General features: G+C 72.5%; 6 protein-coding genes and 1 pseudogene. 5 read left to right on the forward strand and 2 right to left on the reverse strand.

From position 1 onward, the window contains the following. The 5 genes and pseudogenes from B1L11_RS43740 to B1L11_RS43760 all read left to right on the forward strand — a co-directional run. Positions 1-393, forward strand: a 393-nt coding sequence (locus B1L11_RS43740) for a glycerate kinase (protein WP_143737987.1), incomplete at its 5' end; no start/stop codon positions are given. A 10-nt stretch (positions 394-403) separates the two neighbouring features. After that, positions 404-1,716, forward strand: a pseudogene (gene allB / locus B1L11_RS43745) (allantoinase AllB). Further along, positions 1,713-2,678: an allantoicase gene (alc, locus tag B1L11_RS43750; protein ID WP_079321029.1), complete on the forward strand. Its 966-nt coding sequence runs from the start codon at positions 1,713-1,715 to the stop codon at positions 2,676-2,678. Before allB ends, alc begins: the two are co-directional and overlap by 4 nt. Positions 2,679-2,747: 69 nt before the next feature. Beyond that, on the forward strand, positions 2,748-3,116 hold the full coding sequence (locus B1L11_RS43755) for a type II toxin-antitoxin system RelE/ParE family toxin (RefSeq protein WP_079321030.1): 369 nt from the start codon (positions 2,748-2,750) through the stop codon (positions 3,114-3,116). Next, a complete protein-coding gene (locus tag B1L11_RS43760; RefSeq protein ID WP_079321033.1) occupies positions 3,116-3,451 on the forward strand; it encodes a helix-turn-helix domain-containing protein in 336 nt (111 codons plus the stop codon). The genes B1L11_RS43755 and B1L11_RS43760 overlap by 1 nt, the downstream gene beginning before the upstream one ends. Before the next feature lie 159 nt (positions 3,452-3,610). On the opposite strand, the gene B1L11_RS55675 is transcribed toward B1L11_RS43760, so the two are convergent. Beyond that, complete coding sequence (locus tag B1L11_RS55675) at positions 3,611-4,591, reverse strand: Stk1 family PASTA domain-containing Ser/Thr kinase (protein ID WP_079321031.1); 981 nt, start codon at positions 4,589-4,591, stop codon at positions 3,611-3,613. Beyond that, complete coding sequence (locus tag B1L11_RS55680; RefSeq protein WP_079321032.1) at positions 4,572-5,606, reverse strand: protein kinase; 1,035 nt, start codon at positions 5,604-5,606, stop codon at positions 4,572-4,574. Before B1L11_RS55680 ends, B1L11_RS55675 begins: the two co-directional genes overlap by 20 nt. Positions 5,607-5,817 lie beyond the last annotated feature (211 nt).

Consider the following 5,817-nt stretch of genomic DNA (forward strand, 5'->3'; position numbering starts at 1 on the left):
GTGCGGGCGCCGCCGGCGGGTGGCTTCGGCGCGCTGACGTTCCTCGACGCGGAGATCAGGCCCGGCATCGGCTATCTGCTGGATCTGGTGGAGTTCGACCGGCACGTGGATGGCGCCCGGCTGGTGATCACGGGCGAGGGCTCGATCGACGAGCAGACCCTGCGCGGCAAGACCCCCGTAGGCGTGGCCGCCGCCGCGGCCAAGCACGGCGTGCCGGTCGTGGCCGTCTGCGGGCGGCGCACCGTCGGCGACGACGAGCTGAGGGCGGCCGGCATCGAGGCGGCGTACGCGCTGACCGACATCGAGCCCGACGTGAGCCGCTGCGTGGCCGAGGCCGGGCCGCTGCTGGAGCGGCTGGCGGCGCGGATCGCCGCCGGACATCTCACGACATGAGGAGTGGCGCGTGGGGGAACCGTACGACCTGGTGGTGAGGTCCCGGCGGACCGTGACCCCGGAGGGGGAGCGCCCGCTGGCCGTCGCCGTGCGCGGCGGCGTGATCGCGGCCCTGCGCCCGTACGAGGAGAAGGTCGCGGCGGAGGAGTCCGCCGACCTCGGCGACCTGCCGCTGCTGCCCGGGCTGGTCGACTCCCACGTGCACGTCAACGAGCCCGGCCGCACCCACTGGGAGGGCTTCGCGACCGCCACCAGGGCGGCGGCGGCCGGGGGCGTGACCACGATCGTGGACATGCCGCTGAACTCGCTGCCCCCGACCGTGGACGTGGCGGCGCTTGAGGTCAAGCGGAAGGCCGCCGAGGGCCGGTGCCACGTGGACGTCGGCTTCTGGGGCGGCGCGATCCCCGGCAACCTCGCCGACCTGCGGCCCCTGCACGAGGCCGGCGTGATGGGCGTCAAGTGCTTCCTGTCCCCGTCGGCGTCGACGAGTTCCCCGCGCTCGACCGCGACGGGCTGCGGGCCGCGCTGGCGGAGGTGGCGGCCTTCGACGGCCTGCTGATCGCGCACGCCGAGGACCCCGGGTCGCTGTCCGAGCCCGGCGGTCCCGCGTACGACGACTTCCTGCGGTCGCGCCCGCAGGAGGCCGAGCGCCGGGCCGTCGAGCAGGTGATCGCCCTCGCGGCGGAGACGGGCGCGCGGGCGCACATCGTGCACGTGTCGGCCGCCGCCTGCGTCGAACCGCTGCGCGCCGCCCGGGCGGCGGGGGTGCGCGTCACCGCCGAGACCTGCCCGCACTACCTGACCCTGGCGGCCGAGCAGGTCACCGGGCCCGCCTACAAGTGCTGCCCGCCCATCCGGGAGGCCGCCAACCGCGACGCGCTGTGGCGGGCGCTCGCCGACGGCGTGCTGATGGGGATCGTCTCCGACCACTCCCCGTCGACGCCCGACCTCAAGGTGCCCGACTTCGCCGCCGCCTGGGGCGGGATCTCCTCACTCCAGGTCGGCCTGCCCGTCGTGTGGACCGCCGCACGCGCCAGGGGCTACGGCCTTGCCGACGTGGCGCGCTGGATGGCCGAGGGACCGGCCCGCCTCGCCGGCCTGCCCCACAAGGGGGCGATCCGGGTGGGCAACGACGCGGACCTCGTCGCCTTCGACCCCGACGCCGGGTTCACGGTGGACGTCGCGGCGCTCCACCACCGCAACCCGGTGTCCCCCTACCACGGCGCGCGGCTGACGGGTGTCGTGCGCACCACCTGGCTGCGCGGCACGCCCGTCGATCTCGCCACGCCGCGTGGCCGGCTGCTGACGAGGAGGGCCCGATGACCGGCTTCACCCACCTGCCCGACCTCGCCCTGCGCACGTACGGCGGGTCGGTCGTGGCCGCCAACGACGAGTCGTTCGCCGAACGGGAGGCCCTGATCAGGCCGGGACCGGCCGAGTTCCGGCCGCACACCTTCGGGGCCAAGGGCCAGGTCTACGACGGCTGGGAGACCCGGCGGCGGCGCGAGCCCGGCCACGACTGGGCGATCGTGCGGCTCGGCCTGCCGGGGGTCATCAGGGGCGTGGTCGTGGACACCGCGTGGTTCCGCGGCAACTACCCGCCGTACGCGTCGGTGGAGGCCTGCGCGGCCGAGGGCCACCCCGCGCCGGACGAGCTGGACGGCTGGGTGGAGATCGTGCCGAAGAGCCCGCTGAAGGGCGACGCGGTCCATGAGTTCGCCGTGACCGACCCCCGCCGCTTCACCCATGTGCGGCTGAACATCTTCCCCGACGGCGGCGTCGCGCGGCTGCGCGTCCACGGGCGGGTCGTGCCCGACCGGGCGTTCCTGGAGGGCCTCACCGTCGACCTCGCCGCGCTGGAGAACGGCGGGCTGGTGACGGCCTGCTCCGACGAGTTCTACTCCTCGCCGAACAACGTCCTCGCGCCCGGCCTGGCCCGCAACCAGGCCGAGGGCTGGGAGACCGCCCGCCGCCGCGACGGCGGCAACGACTGGCTCGTCGTCGCCCTGGCCGGGCCCGGCCGGGTGGCCGTCGCCGAGATCGACACGACCAACCTGGTGTTCAACGCCCCCGGCTGGGCGTCGCTGAAGGGCATCGACGCGGACCGGACGCCGCTGGAGGACGAGGCCGCCTGGTTCCCGCTGCTGCCCAGGACACGCCTGCAGCCCGACACCCGCCACCGCTTCCGTCTCGACGACGACCGCCGCATCACCCATGCCCGGCTCGACATCTACCCCGACGGCGGCCTCGCCCGCCTCCGCCTCCTCGGCACCCTCACCCCCTGAGCCCTGTCGTTACGGCGGACTTGACGATTCATGCTCGGGGGTGAAGCATTTTCTCTACCCTCGCACGACATGGAGGAATGGGAGGTCCGCGTCACCAACGACGTCCTCGGCTGGATCCGCAAGCTGGACGACCGGTCACGGGCGCAGGTCATCGACGCCATCGACAGACTGGCCGAGGTCGGCCCCGGGCTGGGCCGCCCGCTGGTCGACAGGATCGAAGGATCGAGAATTCACAATCTCAAGGAACTGCGTCCAGGCTCCGCGGGCCGTTCCGAGATTCGGATCCTGTTCGTGTTCGATCCGTGGCGCTCGGCCATCCTGCTTACAGGTGGTGACAAATCCGGTGACTGGTCGGGCTGGTATCGCCGCGCCATACCCGAGGCCGAGGAGCTGTACGAGGAATATCTGAGGGAGCGCGAGGCGGAGGAGGGCCAGTGATGACCAACTTTCCCAAGTGGCGCGATGTCCGGGCGGACATCGTCGCCGAGTCCGGCGGGGAGGAGGCCGTCGCCGAAGCACGGCGGCGTAACCAGGCGTATATCGACGGCCACCGGCTTGCCGAGCGCCGCAAGGCACAGGGTCTGTCCCAGGCCGATCTCGCCGATCTCATGGGCGTCACCAAGAGCCGGGTCTCGCAGATCGAGCGTGGTGAGGTGTCAACGATCGAGGCCATAGCCCGTTACGTGCAGGCGCTCGGCGGAGAGATTCAGATATCCGCGGTGTTCGGCGACGACCTCTACATCCTCAGGGGCGCCGACCCCGACGCCGCCTGACGCCGATCAGGCCCTCCTCGCATCATTACCAGAGCCGCTTGACGCTCCTGACTGGGCACAGCGCCGCCGGGCGGTCGCACGGCACTCCACCGCGGAGCGTCCCGGAGAACCGCGCGGCCGGCGTGGCGACGGCCGCGGTCGGAATGGCCGGCCTGGGCGTCAGTGCCAGATGGTGATCGTGGTGCCCGGCGGTTGCTGGCCGAGCGGCTTCTCGCCGACGACGCGGTCCGTGCCCACCAGCTTGCGGACGTTGACCTTGAAGCCGGCCGCCTTCAGCTCCACCACGGCGTCCTTGACGGACTTGAACATCACGTCGGGCACGTTGACGACGGCGGGCGGGCTCTGGCTGGGGTCGGCGGGGTCGGTCTCCCACGGCCAGTGGAAGCCCTGGTCCGGGCCGCGCGAGGCCGTCAGGTGGACGGTCGCCCCGGCCACCACCTCGGCGCCTCCGGGAGGGTCCTGCGCGATCACGGTGCCCGGCGGGGCGTCGTCGACGGTCTCGTCGATCTGGACGTTGAAGCCCTTCTCACGCAGGAACTTCTCCGCCTGGTCGCGCATCATCTGCATGACGTCCGGCATCAGCAGCCCGGCGCTGACGACGAAGTTGACCGTGCTGCCCTTCTTGACGCGCTTGCCCACCGGCGGGTTGGTACGGATGACCTGGTCGCGGGGGATGGTGTCGCTCGCGCTCTTGCTCACCCGCCCGGGGGTCAGCCCGACCTCGGCGATCTTCGCCCGCGCGTCCGTCAGGCTGAAACCCTCGACCTTCGGCACGGGGATCGTCTCCGGGCCGGCCGACGGGATGAGGGTGAGCACCGAGCCCTTGACCACCTCGGCGCCGAGTCCCGGGTCGGTGTCCAGGACGACGTCCTTGGGCACCTTGTCGTCGAACCGCGCCTCGCCGATCCTGACCTCGAAACCGGCCTGCTGCGCCTCCTGCCTGGCGACCGTGACGGGCTTGTTCACCAGGTCGGGGACCTTCGTGTAGCGGCCCTGGGAGAACCACCAGCCGGTGAAGGCGACGCCCGCCACCATGACGAGGGCCAGCGCGGCGACGAACCACACAGGCCTGATCCTGCGTCCCCGGCGCCGCTGCGTCTCGGGCCGGCCCGTCAGCAGCTCAGAGCGCGGCTGGATCATCGTCCGGCCGAGCGGCGACTCGGGCTCCGCGAGCGCGTGCTGCGCGGTGCCGAACGACGAGGCCCCTCCGGCCGGCGGGATGGTCCGGTGCGCCCCCGTCCGTACGCCGCTGTGGGCGCCGGTGTCCTGAGCACCGTGGGGGGCGGCGTGCGCGCCGGTGTGCCCGGTCTTCGGCAGCGTACGGTGGATCTCGACCGCGGCGACCAGCATCGCCGTCGCGTCGCGGCGCCCGGCGGGGTCCGTTGTCGGTGGCCGCGGCGACGAGCGCGTCGATCGGCGGCGGCACGTCGGGCACGATCGAGGACGGCGCGGGGACGGTCTCGTGCACGTGCCGGTAGGCGATCGACATCGGCGTCTCGCCCGCGTACGGCTGCCGCCCGGTGAGCAGCTCGAACAGCATGATCCCGGCGGCGTACACGTCGCTGCGGGCGTCGGCCGTGCCAGCCGTGACCTGCTCGGGCGACATGTAGCCGATCGTGCCGATCATCATGCCGGTCTTGGTCTGGTTGGTCGCCTCGATCGCGCGGGCCAGGCCGAAGTCCACGACCTTCACCCGGCCGTCGTCGGCGAGCAGCACGTTCTCGGGCTTGACGTCGCGGTGGATGAGCCCGGCCTGGTGGGCCGCGCCGAGGGCGGCGAGCACCGGGATGACCATCTCCAGCGCCTCGCGGGCCGGGAGACGGCCGCGCCGGCGCAGGACGTCGCGGAGCGTCCGCCCGGGGACGTACTCCATCGACAGGTAGACGTGCGCCCCGTCGGTGCCCTGGTCGAAGACCTGCACGATGTTGGGGTGCGAGAGGCTGGCCACCGACTTGGCCTCGCCGATGAACCGCCGCACGAACTGCGGGTCCTCGGCCAGCGAGCGGTGCATCACCTTGACGGCGACCGTGCGGTCGAGCCGGACGTCCAGAGCCAGGTATACGGAGGCCATGCCACCCCGGGCGATCCGGGACTCGACGCGGTAGCGCCCGTCGAGCAACTGCCCCACGAGCGGGTCGGTTAGCGTCGTGTCCACTCGCCAGAGTTTACGGGTGATTTGCCGCCCGGCGTGTTCCCGAATCCCAAACCGAGACCTATTCGGCCGCCTCCCGCGCCGTCCGAAAAGCCGTGCCGATTCCGAAAACCGGGTTTACCAGACGAGGAATGGCGCGCCCTCCCACCCGCCCGCGAAGACGTCTCAGGATGGGGGCGGGGGAGGACGGCTGGTGGCGATTCAGGAGAGGCGG

Origin of the sequence: Microbispora sp. GKU 823 (assembly GCF_002027145.1) — a bacterium.
GTDB lineage: Bacteria > Actinomycetota > Actinomycetes > Streptosporangiales > Streptosporangiaceae > Microbispora > Microbispora siamensis.